This window comes from Thalassospira sp. TSL5-1 (assembly GCF_001907695.1).
Classification (GTDB): domain Bacteria; phylum Pseudomonadota; class Alphaproteobacteria; order Rhodospirillales; family Thalassospiraceae; genus Thalassospira.
Genome location: NZ_KV880646.1, coordinates 1 through 15,706, shown reverse-complemented (window position 1 = coordinate 15,706; position 15,706 = coordinate 1). Strand labels below are relative to the sequence as shown.

The window sequence follows — 15,706 nt, the reverse complement described above, 5'->3', positions numbered from 1 at the left end:
ACGTTGACGTGCGGCTTTGTACGCGCAAATTTTTCTTTAGCCATTTTAAACTCCGTTTATTCCTAGCTTCGCCTTAGCCAGCCGACTTGGCACGGACTTCGTCCGCGACAGCCTGCGGCACGTCGGCGTAATGATCGAACTGCATCACGAACTGGGCGCGGCCCTGCGACATGGAACGCAGCGTATTGACGTAACCGAACATGTTTGCCAGCGGGACAAAAGCTGTGACGACACGCGCGATACCGCGAGAGTCCATGTCACGAACCTGGCCACGACGGCTGTTCAGATCGCCAATGATGTCGCCCATATATTCTTCAGGGGTGACAACCTCAACCTTCATGATCGGCTCGAGAAGCTTCGGACGAGCTTTTGCGAGACCTTCACGGAAGGCAGCACGAGCAGCAATTTCAAATGCCATCACACTGGAGTCGACGTCATGGTAAGCGCCGTCGGTCAGGGTGACGGAGAAATCGGTAACCGGGAACCCTGCGATCACGCCATTCGGCAATGAACTTTCGAGCCCCTTTGCAACACCCGGAATGTATTCCTTCGGAACGTTACCGCCAACGACGGTGTCCTTGAAGGAGTATCCACTACCCGGTTCACCCGGGGTGAAGGTCAATTTGATGCGGGCGAACTGACCCGAACCACCAGACTGCTTCTTGTGGGTGTAGTCGATATCGACCTGCTGCGAGATGGTTTCGCGATAGGCAACCTGCGGCGCACCAACGTTTGCTTCGACCTTGAACTCACGTTTCATACGGTCGACGATGATGTCGAGATGCAGTTCGCCCATGCCCGAAATGATGGTCTGCCCGGATTCATGGTCGGTCTTGACGCGGAAAGACGGATCTTCCTGTGCCAGACGTGCGAGTGCCAGACCCATCTTTTCCTGGTCAGCCTTGGTTTTCGGCTCAACAGCAATTTCGATAACGGGATCCGGGAACTCCATGCGTTCCAGAATGATCGGCTTGGACGGATCGCAGAGCGTATCACCGGTGGTGGTATCTTTCATACCAACCAGTGCCACGATGTCACCCGAGCAGGCGTATTTGATTTCTTCACGGTTGTTTGAATGCATAAGCAGCATACGACCAATACGTTCTTTCTTCTCCTTAACGGAGTTCAGAACGTAGGAACCGGCATCCAGAACACCCGAGTAGATACGAATGAAGGTCAAAGAACCAACAAACGGGTCACTCATGATCTTGAATGCCAGGGCCGAGAACGGTGCGTCGTCATTCAGCGGACGTGAATCAGGCTCGTCTTCGGTACCCGGCTTGATGCCGCGAACGTCAGTGATGTCGTCCGGTGCCGGCATATAGTCGAGAACAGCATCCAGAAGCGGCTGAACGCCTTTGTTCTTGAATGCGGTCCCCAGCAGAACCGGAACCAGCTTGGAAGCGAGCGTACCCTTACGGATACAAGCCTTCAGCGTTTCTTCGGTCGGCATTTCGCCTTCCAGATACGCTTCCATCACTTCTTCGTCGAATTCGACAGCGGCTTCGATCAGAGCTTCACGATATTCATTCGCCTGGTCAACCAGGGACTCACGAACGTCGCGATATTCAAACTCGGCACCCAGGGATTCGTCTTTCCAGACGATTTCCTGGTTGCGAACCAGATCGACAACACCTTCGAATTCTGCTTCGGAACCAATCGGCAGCTGCAACACGGCCGTGTTGGCACCGAGACGTTCTTTCATCATGTCGACGCAACGGAAGAAGTCCGCGCCGGTACGGTCCATCTTGTTGACAAAGCACATCCGCGGGACGTGGTATTTGTCAGCCTGGCGCCATACGGTTTCGGTCTGCGGTTCAACGCCGGAAACTGCGTCAAACACAGCGCATGCACCGTCGAGCACGCGGAGCGAACGTTCAACTTCAATCGTGAAGTCAACGTGGCCCGGGGTGTCGATGATGTTGATGCGATGATCTTTCCAGAAGCAGGTTGTTGCAGCAGACGTAATCGTAATGCCGCGTTCCTGTTCCTGTTCCATCCAGTCCATCGTAGCGGCGCCGTCATGGACTTCGCCGATTTTGTAGGACTTGCCGGTGTAGAATAGAATTCGCTCGGTTGTCGTGGTTTTACCGGCATCAATGTGCGCCATGATGCCGATATTGCGATACCGAGAGATCGGAGTACGTTGTACCATAATCGACTCTTGATCTTTGGGTCTGGGTTACCAGCGATAATGAGCGAAAGCCTTGTTGGCTTCGGCCATACGATGGGTGTCTTCGCGTTTCTTGACGGCGGTGCCACGGTTATTGGCAGCATCCATCAATTCACCAGCGAGACGACCAATCATGGTGGTTTCGGAACGCTTGCGCGCCGCATCCACCAGCCAGCGAATGGCAAGTGCCTGACGACGTTCGGAACGAACTTCGACCGGAACCTGATAAGTCGCACCGCCAACACGACGCGAGCGAACTTCGACGTTCGGCTTCACGTTGTCCATGGCTTCATGGAACTGGGCAACGGGATCGCCGCCTTTTGCTTCCATGATGTCAAATGCACCATAAACGATCTTTTCTGCAGCCGATTTTTTACCATCGAGCATCAGACCATTCATGAATTTGGTCAGAACCTTATCGCCATATTTGGCGTCAGGAAGTACTTCGCGCTTTTCAGCAGCGTGACGACGAGACATTCAATGCGCTCCTTATTTCGGACGCTTCGCGCCGTATTTCGAACGACGCTGCTTACGGTCTTTAACACCCTGCGTATCGAGGGTACCGCGAATAATGTGATAACGAACACCCGGCAAGTCCTTTACACGGCCGCCACGGATCATGACGACGGAGTGTTCCTGCAGGTTGTGGCCTTCACCCGGAATGTAGCTGGTCACTTCGTAGCCGTTGGTCAAACGGACACGAGCAACCTTACGAAGTGCCGAGTTCGGCTTTTTCGGTGTGGTGGTGTAAACACGGGTACACACGCCACGCTTCTGCGGGCATGCTTCCAGTGCAGGCACCATATCGCGCTGAGAGCGCGGTGACCGCGACTTGCGGATCAACTGGTTAATAGTAGGCATTAACTTTCCCTTTTGCCTTAACGGACGCCACTTGGGCGTACTCTATCGACGCACGACAAGCGACCGCGTTGCTTTTGCCAAAAGACAAAAACATTGCGGACGCCCAAAAAGCAGGTTTTGACCCTGCCTCGACGGCCGTCAAAGTCGCTTGATGCGACGGAAGGGCGTTTCCACCCGGAACCATTATCGGCCCCGTCACAGAAACACCCCCCAAGATTCGGTGGGCGCATACTAGTGACGGGCCCATATCGCGTCAAGCAAAACCCTTGGAGCCATCGAGTTGGCGCTTCAAACGCCGAAACGAACCGGGGCGTCGATAAGAAATTCCCGGTTCGTCTCTGATTCTTTCATAACCTTGCGCGTAAATCCTTACTCGCCAGCCGGAAGGCTCGGGGACTCGGACCCGCCCTGCGGACCAAAGCTATCGCCGATTTCTTCCTCTTCAGCTTCGAGCTGGATCACACGATCACGTTCGGTAGCAAGTGCCCGGAAGCGATTCATCACCGCACCGGTACCTGCCGGGATCAAACGACCCACAATCACGTTTTCTTTCAGACCGATCAGAGTATCGGTTTTACCCGAGACCGCAGCTTCGGTCAGAACGCGCGTGGTTTCCTGGAACGATGCCGCCGAGATGAAGGAATGCGTCTGGAGAGAAGCCTTCGTGATCCCCTGGAGGACCGGTGAAGCTTCGGCCATATCGCCCCCTTCGCGGGCAGCTTTTTCGTTCTCGGCATCAAAGTCGACACGGTCGACAATTTCGCCAACCAGAAGTGTCGTGTCGCCCGGTTTGGTGATTTCCACTTTCTGGAGCATCTGACGAACGATGACTTCGATGTGCTTGTCGTTAATCTTAACGCCCTGCAACCGGTAAACTTCCTGGATCTCGTTGACCAGGTAGTCGGCCAGTGCCGGAACACCCATGACGCGCAGAATATCGTGCGGCACCGGTGAACCGTCCATCAGAAGGTCGCCACGCTCGACGAAGTCCCCTTCCTGAACGGCAAGATGCTTGCCTTTCGGGATCAAATATTCAATCGGCTCAAGACCGGCATCATCATGCGGATGCAGGATGACACGACGCTTGTTTTTGTAGTCCTTACCGAATTCGATACGCCCTGCAATATCTGCAATAATGGCGTGCTCTTTCGGTTTACGGGCTTCAAACAGCTCGGCCACACGCGGCAGACCACCGGTAATGTCACGGGTTTTCGACCCTTCACGCGGAATACGCGCAAGAACGTCACCGGCATTGACCTTCTGACCGTTTTCAACCGACAAAATCGCATCAACCGACAGGAAGTAACGGGCTTCAAGGCCGTTATCCAAGTTGATGACCTCGCCGTTTTCGTTACGCAGGGTAACACGCGGCTTAAGATCGGACGCTTTCGGCTGGCTCTTCCAGTCGATAACCGTTTTGGCCCCGATACCGGTCGCCTCGTCGTAGATTTCGCGAATGGTCGTCCCTTCGATCAGGTCGACATAGTTCACGAAACCTTCCTTCTCGGTGATGATCGGCAGGGTGTACGGATCCCATTCGGCCAGTTTCTGGCCGCGGGAAATCTGTGCACCGTCTTCGGTCAACAGCTTCGCACCGTAAGGAACACGGAATTTCGCGCGTTCACGACCATTTTTGTCGAGAAGCAGAATTTCCAGGTTACGGGCCATGACGATGTTGACGCCCTTGGAGTTCGTCACCACAGCATGGTTTTTGATCTTTACGGTCGCATCGAAGTTGGCTTCAACACCGGAAACTTCCGCACCACGCTGTGCCGCACCACCAATGTGGAACGTACGCATCGTCAGCTGGGTACCCGGTTCACCAATCGACTGGGCGGCAATAACACCAACCGCTTCACCGATATTGACCGTCGTACCGCGCGCCAGGTCGCGACCATAACAATGGCCGCAAACGCCGGTTTCGGCATCGCAGGTCAGCACCGAGCGAATACGGGCGGTTTCAACACCGGCTTTTTCGATCAGGTCGAGATGGTCTTCGACAACCATTTCGTTCTTGCCAACGATTTCTTCGCCAGTTGACGGATCAACGATGGCATCGGCGGTGTAACGACCAAGGATACGATCCGACAGGGTTTCGATCACTTCACCCGAATCGACCACTGCTGCAATGTCGAGGCCCCGTTCGGTGCCGCAATCATGCTGGGTGATGATCGAATCCTGGGCGACGTCAACGAGACGACGGGTCAGGTAACCGGAGTTTGCCGTTTTCAGCGCCGTATCTGCCAGACCCTTACGGGCACCGTGCGTGGAGTTGAAGTACTCCTGCACGGTCAGGCCTTCCTTAAAGTTGGAAATGATCGGCGTTTCAATGATCGAGCCATCCGGCTTGGCCATCAGGCCACGCATAGCGGCAAGCTGACGCATCTGGGCGGCAGAACCACGGGCACCGGAGTGCGCCATCATGTAAACGGAGTTGATCTGATTGCCTTCCTTCGTTGCCGAAATGCCTTTCATCATGGCTTCGGAAACGTCGTCGGTGCATTGAGACCAGGCGTCGACCACCTTGTTGTATTTTTCACCACGGGTGATCAGGCCGTCCTGATACTGCTGTTCGTATTCCTTGACCTTTTCGTGGGTCGTGTTGACCAGCGGTTCCTTGGCATCAGGAATGACCATGTCATCCTTGCCAAAGGAAATACCGGCACGGCACGCCCAGTTAAAGCCAAGGCCCATCAGGCGGTCAGCAAAGATGACCGTCTCTTTCTGGCCGCAGTGACGATAAACAATATCGATAACGTTCGAGATGTCTTTTTTCGTCAGCAGCTTGTTGATCGTCGAGAACGGAATGCGCGGATGACGCGGCAACAGTTCCGAGAGCAACATACGGCCAGCCGTCGTCTGAACGCGAACCGTGATCGGTTCGTTATTCGCATCGACGGTGTGATAGCGGGCATTGATTTTGGCATGCAGGCCAACGGCACCCGAATCAAGCGCCTGTTCGATTTCAGCGATATCGACAAAGGACATGCCCTCGCCGGCTTCGCCTTCCCCGTCCATCGAGATGTAATACAGACCCAAAACAATGTCCTGGGACGGCACGATGATCGGACGACCCGATGCCGGCGACAGGATGTTGTTGGTCGACATCATCAGGGTACGGGCTTCAAGCTGAGCTTCAAGCGACAGCGGCACGTGAACGGCCATCTGGTCGCCGTCAAAGTCGGCGTTAAAAGCCGTACAAACCAGCGGATGCAGCTGAATGGCCTTCCCTTCGATCAGGGTCGGCTCGAACGCCTGGATACCCAAACGGTGCAGTGTCGGCGCACGGTTAAGCATGACCGGATGCTCGCGGATAACCTGTTCGAGGATATCCCAGACTTCCGGACGCTCTTTTTCGACCATGCGTTTGGCCGCCTTGATCGTGGTCGCCATACCGTACAGTTCAAGTTTCGCGTAAACGAACGGCTTGAACAGTTCGAGCGCCATTTTCTTTGGCAGACCGCATTGATGCAGCTTCAGGCTCGGCCCCACGGTAATCACCGAACGACCGGAATAGTCGACGCGCTTACCCAAAAGGTTCTGACGGAAACGACCCTGCTTGCCCTTGAGCATGTCAGACATCGATTTCAGCGGACGCTTGTTGGCACCCGTAATCGGGCGGCCACGACGGCCGTTGTCAAACAGGGCATCAACCGATTCCTGAAGCATACGCTTTTCGTTACGCACGATGATATCTGGCGCACGCAGTTCGATCAGGCGTTTCAGACGGTTGTTACGGTTGATCACGCGACGGTACAGATCGTTAAGATCGGACGTTGCGAAACGGCCACCATCAAGCGGAACCAGCGGACGCAGTTCTGGCGGAATGACCGGAATAACTTCCAGGATCATCCATTCCGGACGCGCACCCGAATCACGGAAAGCCTCAATCAGCTTCAGACGCTTGACCAGCTTCTTGCGCTTGGCTTCGGAATTGGTTTCCTTGAGATCGTGCTTGGCGACTTCATATTCGTCTTCAAGATCAATCGCGGCCAGCATGTCACGAATGGCTTCTGCACCGATACCGGCGCGGAAGCTGTCTTCGCCGTATTCTTCCTGTGCCGTGGTGAATTGGTCTTCGCTCAGAAGTTCACCCATCTTGAGCGGGGTCAGACCCGGCTCGATCACGACATAGTTTTCAAAATAAAGAATACGCTCAAGATCCTTGAGCATCATGTCAAGCAGCAGGCCAAGGCGGCTCGGCAGGGATTTCATGAACCAGATATGCGCAACAGGTGCGGCCAGTTCAATATGCCCCATGCGTTCACGACGCACTTTGGCCAGCGTGACTTCAACGCCACATTTTTCGCAGATAATACCGCGATATTTCATGCGCTTGTACTTGCCGCACAAGCATTCATAATCCTTGACCGGACCAAAAATGCGCGCACAGAACAGACCGTCGCGCTCCGGTTTGAAAGTCCGGTAGTTGATGGTCTCCGGCTTCTTGATTTCACCAAAAGACCAGGAACGAATACGCTCCGGGCTGGCGATCTGAATGCGGATCTGATCGAAGCTTTGGGTGCCCTGCGGCTGCCCGAAGATCTTCATCAACTCGTTCATAAAGGCTCTCCCGCTATGCCCGGCCGCGCCGGGTTTCGCCAATTTCAGGCCGAAAGATGCAATGGCGGACGAAGCAAGCTTCGCCCGCCCTGGATTTTAGTAGTCTTCCTGCTCAAGCTCGACATTGAGACCAAGCGACCGGAGTTCCTTAACAAGAACGTTAAAGGATTCCGGAATACCGGCTTCAAAGGTGTCTTCGCCACGAACAATTGCTTCATAGACCTTGGTACGGCCAGAAACGTCGTCCGATTTGACAGTCAGCATTTCCTGCAGAGTGTAAGCAGCGCCATATGCTTCGAGCGCCCACACTTCCATTTCCCCGAAACGCTGGCCACCGAACTGCGCCTTACCACCCAGCGGCTGCTGGGTAACAAGCGAGTACGGGCCGATCGAACGGGCGTGGATCTTGTCATCAACAAGGTGGTGCAGCTTGAGCATGTAGATATAGCCCACTGTGACCTTGCGATGGAATTTCTCGCCGGTACGACCGTCATAAAGATCGACCTGACCAGAACCGTCCAAGCCTGCCTTTTCAAGCATACGGACCACATCGGGTTCACGTGCACCATCAAAGACCGGCGTTGCCATCGGCACACCACGACGCAGGTTATTGCCAAGCTCGATCACGTCACCGTCGCTCAATTCCTTGATGCCGGCGACATAATCGTCGTCTTCATAGACTTCGTTCAGCTTGCTGCGCAATTCGTCCATCGAGGTACGATCGTCAAGAACGCCATCGACCATGTTCCCGATCTGCTCGCCAAGGCCGCGCGATGCCCAACCAAGGTGCGTTTCGAGAATCTGACCAACGTTCATACGCGACGGCACGCCGAGCGGGTTCAGAACGATATCGACAGGGGTCCCGTCTTCAAGGTGCGGCATGTCTTCCATCGGCATGATGCGCGACACAACACCCTTGTTACCATGACGACCGGCCATTTTATCGCCCGGCTGCATTTTACGCTTCACGGCAACAAAGACCTTGACCATCTTCATAACGCCCGGCGGCAATTCGTCACCGGCCTGAAGTTTGTCAACCTTGTCGTCAAAACGGGCCTGGAGAACCTTGATCGATTCTTCAAACTGCTTTTTCAGCGCCTCGATGTCAGACATGACACTGTCATCGGCAACCGCAATCTGACGCCACAGACCACGGGCAACATTCGACAGGCTGTCTTCGGTCAATATACCGGCCAGGCTTTTCGGACCATCAACGATGGTCTGACCCAGCAGCAGATTTTTCAAACGGCCATAGAAGTTGCGTTCCAGGATCGAGCGTTCGTCATCGCGGTCCAGCGCCAGACGTTCGATTTCCGAACGTTCAATCGCCAGTGCACGTTCGTCCTTGTCCACGCCACGGCGCGAGAAAACACGAACTTCAACAACGGTACCGAACTGTCCCGGCGGGACACGCAGCGAGGTATCGCGTACATCCGAAGCTTTCTCACCGAAAATGGCGCGCAGAAGTTTTTCTTCCGGCGTCATCGGGCTTTCACCCTTCGGCGTCACCTTACCGACGAGAATATCGCCCGGTTTGATTTCCGCACCGATATAGACAATCCCTGCCTCGTCGAGGTTTTTCAGGGCTTCTTCACCAACGTTCGGAATATCACGGGTGATTTCTTCCTGGCCGAGCTTGGTATCACGGGCCATGACTTCAAATTCCTCGATATGGATCGAGGTGTAGACGTCATCACGGGCGATACGTTCGGACAGAAGAATGGAGTCCTCGAAGTTGTAACCGTTCCACGGCATAAACGCGACCAGCACGTTACGGCCAAGAGCCAGTTCACCCATGTCGGTACAGGGACCGTCAGAGATGATGTCGCCCTTCTGGACAACGTCGCCCACCTTCACCAGCGGCTTCTGGTTGATACAGCTGCCCTGGTTCGACCGCTGGTATTTACGAAGCGTGTAAATATCAACACCCGATTCAGAGGCGGCAATATCGCCCGTTGCGCGGATGACCATACGGGTGGCGTCAACCGATTCAACAACACCATCACGGCGCGCAATCAGGGTTGCCCCCGAATCGCGGGCCACCGGAACTTCCATGCCGGTCCCGACATACGGCGCTTCAGAGCGGATCAGCGGAACCGCCTGACGCTGCATGTTCGAGCCCATGAGAGCGCGGTTGGCGTCGTCGTTTTCAAGGAACGGGATCAGGGCCGATGCCACAGAAACCAGCTGCTTTGGCGAAACGTCCATCAGGTCGATTTCTTCTTCGCGCGCCATGAGGTGATCGCCCGCCTTACGGGTATTGATCAGTTCATTGGCAAAGCGGAAATCTTCGGTCAGCGGTTCGTTGGCCTGGGCGATAACATAACGCCCTTCCTCGATTGCCGACAGATAAATGACCTCGGCCGTCACTTTGCCGTCAACAACCTTACGATACGGGCTTTCGATAAAGCCGTACTGGTTGACACGGGCAAAGGTCGCCAGCGAGTTGATCAGACCAATGTTCGGACCTTCCGGGGTTTCAACCGGGCAGATACGACCATAGTGGGTCGGATGCACGTCACGGACTTCAAAGCCTGCACGCTCACGGGTCAGACCGCCCGGCCCGAGAGCCGAGAGACGACGCTTGTGGGTAATTTCCGAAAGCGGGTTGGTCTGGTCCATGAACTGCGACAGCTGCGAGGAGCCGAAGAATTCACGCACAGCAGCCGCAACCGGCTTGGCGTTGATCAGGTCATGCGGCATGACGTTGTCGATCTCGACCGAGCTCATACGCTCGCGGATCGCACGTTCCATACGCAGCAAACCAACGCGGAACTGGTTTTCCATCAGTTCGCCAACAGAACGAACACGACGGTTGCCAAGATGGTCAATATCGTCGATTTCGCCACGACCGTCTTTCAGGTCGATCAGAACGCGGACGACTTCAAGAATGTCTTCGCGACGCAGAACACGCACCGTATCCGGGCATTCCAGATTGAGACGCGCATTCATCTTCACACGGCCAACAGCCGACAGATCGTACCGCTCAGCATCGAAGAACAGGCCCTTGAACATGGCCTCGGCACCTTCGATCGTCGGCGGCTCACCCGGGCGCATGACACGATAAATATCAACCAGGGCTTCTTCACGATTGCTGTTCTTGTCCAGCGCAACGGTGTTACGCAGATAGGCACCGACATTGTTGTGATCGATCAGCAGCAGACGAACGGAATCGACACCCCATTCCTTGAGCTGTTCAAACACGCCTTCGGTCAGTTCGTGGCCGGCTTCGGCACGGATTTCACCGGTGTCACCGTCGATCAGGTCTTCGGCCATATACCAGCCATAAAGCTGTTCTTCCGGCACCATGATCTTGGTAACGCCCTGCTCGACGATTTTCGCCGCAGAACGCTTGGTGATTTTCGTACCCGCGGCGGCAACAACTTCGCCGCTATCGGCATCGAGAAGATCGTTCAGAAGCTTCTGGCCGACATAACGCTCGGCATCAAAATCCGTCACCCAGCCATTATTGGTCCGGCGGTATTCAGCCGAGTCATAATAGTAGTTGAGAATTTCTTCCGGGGTCAGACCCTCGATTTCCGACGGATCGACAGAGCGGCCTTCTTCGGCGCGCTGCGCACGAAGCTGCTCGGACTCTTCGTTTTCAAGCGCCATCAACAAGGTGGTTGCCGGCAGCTTACGACGACGGTCGATACGGACATAAAGCACGTCCTTGGCATCGAATTCAAAATCGAGCCACGATCCGCGATACGGGATCACGCGTGCAGAGAAAAGATATTTACCCGAGCTGTGGGTCTTGCCCTTGTCGTGGTCGAAGAATACGCCCGGCGAACGGTGCATCTGCGAGACGATAACACGTTCGGTACCATTGACGATAAAGGTGCCATGCTCGGTCATGAGCGGCATATCGCCCATATACACGTCCTGTTCCTTGATATCGCGGATAGAACGTGCACCGGTATCTTCGTCGATGTCCCAAACGACCAGACGCAGGGTAACGCGCAACGGCGCGGCAAAGGTCATGCCACGCTGGCCGCATTCCTCAACGTCGTATTTCGGCTGCTCCAGCTCGAAAGAGACGAATTCAAGAGTCGCTCGTTCCGAAAAGTCTTTAATCGGAAAGACGCTTTTGAAGACTTCCTGCAAGCCGGTATCATCCCGCTGCTCACTCGGGATTCCGGTCTGCAAAAACTTCACGTAAGAATTCTTCTGAACCTCGATGAGGTTCGGGAGCGGAGCGACTTCGCTGATCCGTCCAAAGCTCTTGCGAATGCGCTTTCGACCAGTAAAGGACTTATCCATCATCGTTCCTTTAATCGCGCCTCCCCACACCGTCCGAACCCGTCGCCGAAGATGCCCCCGCAAAAAATGCGTACAGCACAACGACGCCCGAGCCCCGTACGGGGCGGGCGTAACTTAAATATGACCGCGGATGTTATCTGACATCCAACATGAATAGAGATCACTGATCCCTCGGCTGTCGACGCCGCCAAAGATAACCTTCGGCAAAAACAGTCTTGCACTATGTATGATTAGCTTTGGCAGCGTCAACCGTTAAATTTCCCTTTCGCGTCCTGCGGCGTCAAAAAAATATATTCCGCAAAGACGGATAGGTCGGCGTCCCGAAAGGGAACGCCGACCCAAACCTTGGCATAAGCCGTCGATTATTTGAGTTCGACGGTTGCGCCAGCTTCTTCAAGCTTTTTCTTGATTTCAGCAGCTTCGTCCTTAGCCACGCCTTCTTTGACCGGCTTCGGTGCGCCTTCGACCAGGTCTTTGGCTTCTTTCAGGCCAAGACCGGTGATTGCGCGAACTTCTTTAATGACGTTGATTTTCTTGTCGCCAGCAGATGCCAGGATAACGTCAAATTCAGTTTTTTCTTCAGCAGCTTCAGCAGCCGGACCAGCAGCGGCAGCAACAGCAACCGGAGCAGCGGCAGAAACGCCCCACTCTTCTTCGAGAAGCTTGGAAAGTTCAGCAGCTTCGATAACGGTGAGCTTGGAGAGCTCTTCGACGAGTGCCTTAAGATCGGCCATTTTGATAACTCCTAGGCTTAAACTTGGTAGTAATGAGGAAAAAAAGGGTTACGCGGCTTCGCCTTTTTCGGCATATGCCTTCAGCACCTGGGCGATCTGGGCCGCCGGCTTGGAAGTCAGCGTAGCGATACGCTGTGCCGGGGTCTGGATCATGCCAACCAGTTTTGCACGCAGTTCGTCGATCGACGGCAGTTCTGCAAGGGCTTTAACACCCTGTTCATCCAGAACCTGTTCGCCGAGACCACCAGCAACGAGAACAAGCTTCTCGTTAGCTTTGGCAAAGGTAGCAGCAACTTTAGCGGCTGCGGCCGGGTCCGCCGAATAGGCGATCGCGGTCGGGCCGGTAAAGTATTCTGCCAGGTTGGCAAATTTGGTGCCTTCCAGAGCAAGTCGCGTAAGCCGGTTTTTGGTGACCTTGAAGCCCGCACCAGCTTGACGCATCTGCGCACGAAGAGCGGTAATTTCAGCGACCGTCAAACCCTTGTACTGGGTAATGATGACGCCTTCCGCACCTTCGAACACTTCGCGCATTTCTGCTACGAACTGTTGTTTATCATCGCGGTTCACAATCAGTCTCCGACATTTTGCTTTTTGCCCTGAACCCCTAAGGGTTCACAGACGTGACCGGTCCACAGGAACCGGTCGATGACGCCCGTCCGTTTGCCAGATGTTCAAGCCTTTGGAAAACCCCGCTACCGGGAAATTCTAGAACCGGAACCTCTGCCTATGCAGGAGATTAAGAGCAATCAGACATTGCTCACCTGCAGTCTGGGACAGACAGGTAGAGAGGGGTTAGCCCCCTCTCCGGCAACCGGCCCACCCGAAGGCAGACCGGAAACTCAAATCTTAGTTGGTCGCGATATCCGAAACCGAAACTTTAACGCCAGCGCCCATGGTCGAGCTGACAGCGGCACGTTTCAGGTAGGTGCCCTTGGCACCGGCCGGTTTCGCTTTGACGATCGCGGAAACGAACGCCTTGACGTTTTCAACAAGCTGTTCTTCGCTAAAAGATGCCTTGCCCACGCCAGCGTGAACCAGACCATTCTTTTCAGCGCGGAACTGAACCTGACCAGCCTTTGCATCGGCAACGGCCTTGGCAACGTCCATCGTCACAGTGCCGAGTTTCGGGTTCGGCATCAGGCCACGCGGGCCGAGAACCTTACCGAGACGACCGACAACAGCCATCATGTCCGGGGTTGCAATGACGCGATCATAGTTCAGATCGCCGCCCTGCATTGCGGTCATCAGGTCTTCTGCGCCAACAGTATCCGCACCAGCTTTCTGGGCTTCTTCTGCTTTGGCGTCTTTTGCGAAGACAGCGACGCGCATGGTTTTGCCGGTACCGTGCGGCAACGACACAACACCACGAACCATCTGGTCAGCGTGACGCGGGTCAACACCCAGGTTCATCGCGATTTCAACGGTTTCGTCGAACTTTGCTTTTGCACCATCTTTGACAAGCTTGATAGCAGCAGCAAGTTCATACTGTTTATTACGGTCAATGCCCTCATAGGCCTGGGCAAGGCGCTTACCAGTCTTGGCCATCGTCTTACTCCACAACCTCGAGACCCATTGCACGGGCCGAACCTTCGATCATCGCCATTGCGCCTTCGATGTTGACCGCGTTGAGGTCAGCCATCTTGGCATTTGCGATTTCTTCGACCTGGGCCTTCGTCACTTTACCGACAAAGCCTTTGCCCGTCGTACCCGAACCCTTGGCAATACCAGCTGCTTTACGCAGGAAGTAGGATGCCGGCGGGGTTTTGGTGACAAAGCTGAAAGAACGGTCGGCATAAACAGTGATGACGACAGGAATCGGCATGCCGGGTTCCATCTGCTGGGTTGCAGCATTGAACGCCTTACAGAATTCCATGATGTTCACGCCGCGCTGACCCAGGGCCGGGCCGACGGGCGGAGACGGGTTGGCTTTACCAGCAGCAATCTGCAGCTTGATATAGCCAGTAATCTTTTTGGCCATTTCACTTACCTCTTAAAGAAGCGCGCGGTCCGGTCATGGCTGACCTCCCGCGCTCTATAAACCGGTTACAAAACCTTGCAATCCGGAAACCTTGAAAGATCGATCAGATCTTTTCGACCTGGGTATATTCCAGCTCGACCGGGGTTGAACGACCAAAGATCGACACAGACACCTTAAGGCGTGCGCGCTCTTCATCAACCCCTTCGACCACACCACTAAAGGATGCGAACGGACCATCCGACACCCGAACTTCCTCACCAACTTCAAAGCTGATGGTGGATTTCGGACGATCAACACCTTCCTGAACCTGATGCAGAATATGCTGAGCTTCCTTTTCCGAAATCGGCATCGGCTTGCCACGGCTACCAAGGAAGTCTGTGACCTTGGCGGTGTTTTTAACCAGATGCCAGCTTTCGTCAGTCAGCTGCATTTTCAGCAATACATAACCCGGAAAGAACTTACGCTCGGCATTGACTTTGCTGCCGCGACGCATTTCGGTGATTTCTTCGGTCGGGACCAGAACTTCCGCAATTTCGCCTTCAAGACCCTTCTTGATCGACTGTTCACGGATCGACTGGGCGACCTTCTTTTCAAAACCGGAATGGACGTGCAGCACGTACCAGCGATGCTCAGCCATATCAGCCCCCGACACCAAAGATCAGCTTGACGCCCAGGGCAAGCAGCTGATCAACGACAAAAAAGAAAACAGACGCAAAAGCAACCATGACGAAAACCATCAGGGTTGATACGGTCGTTTCCTTGCGGGTCGGCCACGTAACCTTGCGGGCTTCCTGGCGGACCTGTTGTACGAATTGTGCCGGTGACGTTTTAGCCATTGTCGGGTGTGTACCGTTTCAAATGCTTATTAAATCAGGCCCGGAGAAAAATGGCAGGAGCGGAGGGACTCGAACCCACGGCCCTCGGTTTTGGAGACCGATGCTCTACCAACTGAGCTACACTCCTATAATCTTGCCAGAAACAGTTGGTAATCGATTTTGTTTCCGACACATCCCCATCCGGGTGGTGGGGTGTGCGGGCGGCTTATATCCGCCCGCACATCAAAGATCAAGCATCTATTCGATGCAAAATCACAAATTATTCAATAATCTTGGCAACGACGCCCGCGCCGACGGT

Annotated in this window: 12 protein-coding genes and 1 tRNA gene; 1 reads left to right on the top strand and 12 read right to left on the bottom strand. The window is 54.6% G+C overall.

All coding sequences use genetic code 11. From position 1 onward, the window contains the following. Window positions 1-73: 73 nt before the first annotated feature. The 12 genes from fusA to LF95_RS22390 all read right to left on the bottom strand — a co-directional run bounded on the left by fusA (window position 74) and on the right by LF95_RS22390 (window position 15,535). Window positions 74-2,155: an elongation factor G gene (fusA, locus tag LF95_RS22450; RefSeq protein ID WP_073957452.1), complete on the bottom strand. Its 2,082-nt coding sequence runs from the start codon at window positions 2,153-2,155 to the stop codon at window positions 74-76. Between the two features lie 27 nt (window positions 2,156-2,182). Continuing rightward, window positions 2,183-2,650 carry a 30S ribosomal protein S7 gene (gene rpsG / locus LF95_RS22445; RefSeq protein ID WP_073957451.1) on the bottom strand — a complete coding sequence of 156 codons (468 nt, stop codon included), beginning with the start codon at window positions 2,648-2,650 and terminating at the stop codon, window positions 2,183-2,185. Between the two features lie 12 nt (window positions 2,651-2,662). Beyond that, on the bottom strand, window positions 2,663-3,034 hold the full coding sequence (gene rpsL, locus LF95_RS22440) for a 30S ribosomal protein S12 (RefSeq protein ID WP_073957450.1): 372 nt from the start codon (window positions 3,032-3,034) through the stop codon (window positions 2,663-2,665). 369 nt (window positions 3,035-3,403) lie between these two features. Next, window positions 3,404-7,597, bottom strand: a complete 4,194-nt coding sequence (gene rpoC / locus LF95_RS22430) for a DNA-directed RNA polymerase subunit beta' (protein WP_073957448.1) — start codon at window positions 7,595-7,597, stop codon at window positions 3,404-3,406. 96 nt (window positions 7,598-7,693) lie between these two features. Beyond that, entirely contained in the window at window positions 7,694-11,860 is a 4,167-nt protein-coding gene (gene rpoB, locus LF95_RS22425) for a DNA-directed RNA polymerase subunit beta (protein WP_073957447.1), read from the bottom strand. A gap of 362 nt (window positions 11,861-12,222) precedes the next feature. Then, the gene (rplL, locus tag LF95_RS22420) at window positions 12,223-12,594 is read right to left on the bottom strand and encodes a 50S ribosomal protein L7/L12 (protein WP_073957446.1); all 372 of its coding nucleotides are present in this window, start codon (window positions 12,592-12,594) and stop codon (window positions 12,223-12,225) included. Window positions 12,595-12,642: 48 nt separating this feature from the next. After that, window positions 12,643-13,161, bottom strand: a complete 519-nt coding sequence (gene rplJ / locus LF95_RS22415) for a 50S ribosomal protein L10 (RefSeq protein WP_073957445.1) — start codon at window positions 13,159-13,161, stop codon at window positions 12,643-12,645. Window positions 13,162-13,440: 279 nt separating this feature from the next. Next, a complete protein-coding gene (gene rplA / locus LF95_RS22410; RefSeq protein ID WP_073957444.1) occupies window positions 13,441-14,139 on the bottom strand; it encodes a 50S ribosomal protein L1 in 699 nt (232 codons plus the stop codon). Window positions 14,140-14,143: 4 nt separating this feature from the next. Continuing rightward, entirely contained in the window at window positions 14,144-14,572 is a 429-nt protein-coding gene (gene rplK, locus LF95_RS22405) for a 50S ribosomal protein L11 (RefSeq protein WP_073957443.1), read from the bottom strand. Between the two features lie 103 nt (window positions 14,573-14,675). After that, window positions 14,676-15,209 carry a transcription termination/antitermination protein NusG gene (nusG, locus tag LF95_RS22400; protein WP_073957442.1) on the bottom strand — a complete coding sequence of 178 codons (534 nt, stop codon included), beginning with the start codon at window positions 15,207-15,209 and terminating at the stop codon, window positions 14,676-14,678. Window position 15,210: 1 nt separating this feature from the next. Then, window positions 15,211-15,408, bottom strand: a complete 198-nt coding sequence (secE, locus tag LF95_RS22395) for a preprotein translocase subunit SecE (protein WP_073957441.1) — start codon at window positions 15,406-15,408, stop codon at window positions 15,211-15,213. 51 nt (window positions 15,409-15,459) lie between these two features. Further along, a tRNA-Trp gene (locus tag LF95_RS22390) sits at window positions 15,460-15,535 on the bottom strand. Between LF95_RS22390 and LF95_RS23475 the strand changes: the two genes are divergently transcribed. Then, window positions 15,509-15,706: hypothetical protein (locus LF95_RS23475; protein ID WP_215905740.1), on the top strand; the 198-nt coding region annotated here is incomplete at its 3' end. The genes LF95_RS22390 and LF95_RS23475 overlap by 27 nt on opposite strands.